At 63.3% G+C, this 1826-nt stretch carries 2 protein-coding genes; both read left to right on the top strand.

What is annotated here, in order from left to right; genetic code table 11:
* A partial coding sequence (gene cysD, locus Q1W26_RS20320; protein WP_300444354.1) for a sulfate adenylyltransferase subunit CysD occupies window positions 1-557 on the top strand: 557 nt, incomplete at its 5' end.
* A 4-nt stretch (window positions 558-561) separates the two neighbouring features.
* Window positions 562-1826, top strand: a 1265-nt coding sequence (locus tag Q1W26_RS20315) for a GTP-binding protein (RefSeq protein ID WP_300444351.1), incomplete at its 3' end; no start/stop codon positions are given.

The following is a 1826-nucleotide window of genomic DNA, read 5'->3' as shown; positions in this document are numbered from 1 at the left end:
CCCTGCTCGAAGCCATCGAGGAATTCGGCTTCGACGCCTGCATCGGCGGCGCCCGTCGCGACGAGGAAAAAGCCCGCGCCAAGGAGCGGATCATGAGCTTCCGCGACGAATTCGGCCAATGGGATCCGAAGAACCAGCGCCCCGAGCTGTGGAACCTCTACAACGCCCGCAGCCACAAGGGCGAGAACATCCGCGCCTTCCCGATCAGCAACTGGACGGAAATGGACGTCTGGCAGTACATCGAGCGTGAAGAGCTCGAACTGCCCAGCATCTACTTCTCGCACATCCGCCCGATCGTCATGCGCGGTGGTGCGATGGTGCCGGTCACCGACATCACGCCCGCCCGGCCCGACGAAGAGATCGTCCAGATGCAGGTGCGCTTCCGCACCGTCGGCGACATCACCTGTACCGCGCCGGTGCTCAGCGACGCCGATACGGTCGAGAAGATCGTCATTGAAACCGCCACCACCACGATCACCGAACGCGGCGCAACCCGCCTCGACGACCAGACTTCCGACGCCTCCATGGAGCAGCGCAAGAAGGAAGGGTATTTCTAAAATCATGACCAGCGCCCACACCTCCCCCCTCCAGATCGAAGACCGCGGCCTGCTGCGTTTCCTGACCTGCGGCTCTGTCGATGACGGCAAGAGCACCCTGATCGGCCGCCTGCTCTTCGACACCAAGACCATCCTGGCCGACACGCTCACCGCCATCGAGCGCACGTCCACCAAGCGCGGCCTCACCGCCGTCGACCTGTCGCTGCTCACCGACGGCCTGCAGGCCGAGCGCGAACAAGGCATCACCATCGACGTCGCCTACCGTTACTTCTCCACCGGCACGCGCAAGTACATCATTGCCGACGCCCCCGGCCACGAGCAGTACACCCGCAACATGGTGACCGCCGCCTCCACCGCCAACGTCGCCATCATCCTTATCGACGCACGCAAAGGCGTCCTCACCCAGACCCGCCGCCACAGCTACCTGGCCAAACTGGTCGGCATTCCCCACGTGATCGTGGCCGTGAACAAGATGGACCTGGTCGATTACAGCCAGGCCACCTACGACGGTATCGTCGCCGACTACACCGCCTTCGCCGAGCAGATCGGGCTCAGCGACGTGCGCTTCATCCCGCTGTCGGCTCTCGTCGGCGACATGATCGTCGATCGCGGCGAGCGCCTCGACTGGTATGAAGGCCCGACGCTGATCGACATCCTTGAAGCCGCGCCTGCTGCCCACACCGAAAAGGCCGAGAGCTTCCGCTTCCCGGTTCAATACGTGTGCCGCCCCCAGGCTTCGGACAACCCCGAGTTGCACGATTACCGCGGCTTCATGGGCCGTGTCGAATCAGGCGAGATCAAGATCGGCGACAGCGTCACCGTACTGCCCAACGGCCGCACGACCCGCGTGAAAGACATCCAGCTCTACGGCCAGTCGCTCGAAAAGGCTATCCACGAGCAGTCCGTCACCCTTCTGCTCGAAGACGAGATCGACATTTCCCGCGGCGACATGATCGTGAACAGCGAGGAAGTGCCAGCCCAGAACAAGCAGGTCGACGCCATCGTCTGCTGGCTCTCCGAAACGCCGCTGTCGCCCGCCCGCACCTACTGGCTGCGCCACACGACCCGGGAGGTCAAGGCCAAGGTCGCCAGCATCACCCACCGCGTGGACATCAACACCCTCGCCAACGACGCGGCCAGCACCCTCGCGATGAACGACATCGCCAAAGTACAGCTGAAACTGGCCCAACCCATTTTCTCCGACAACTACACAGACTCACGCGCAACCGGCGCCTTCATCCTGATCGACGAATCGACCAACAACACCGT

The sequence above is a fragment of the Zoogloea sp. genome (genome assembly GCF_030157465.1).
In the GTDB taxonomy this organism is placed as follows: Bacteria; Pseudomonadota; Gammaproteobacteria; order Burkholderiales; family Rhodocyclaceae; genus Zoogloea.
The sequence above is the reverse complement of the archived record's forward strand: the minus strand, read 5'-3'. Positions and strand labels throughout refer to the sequence as shown.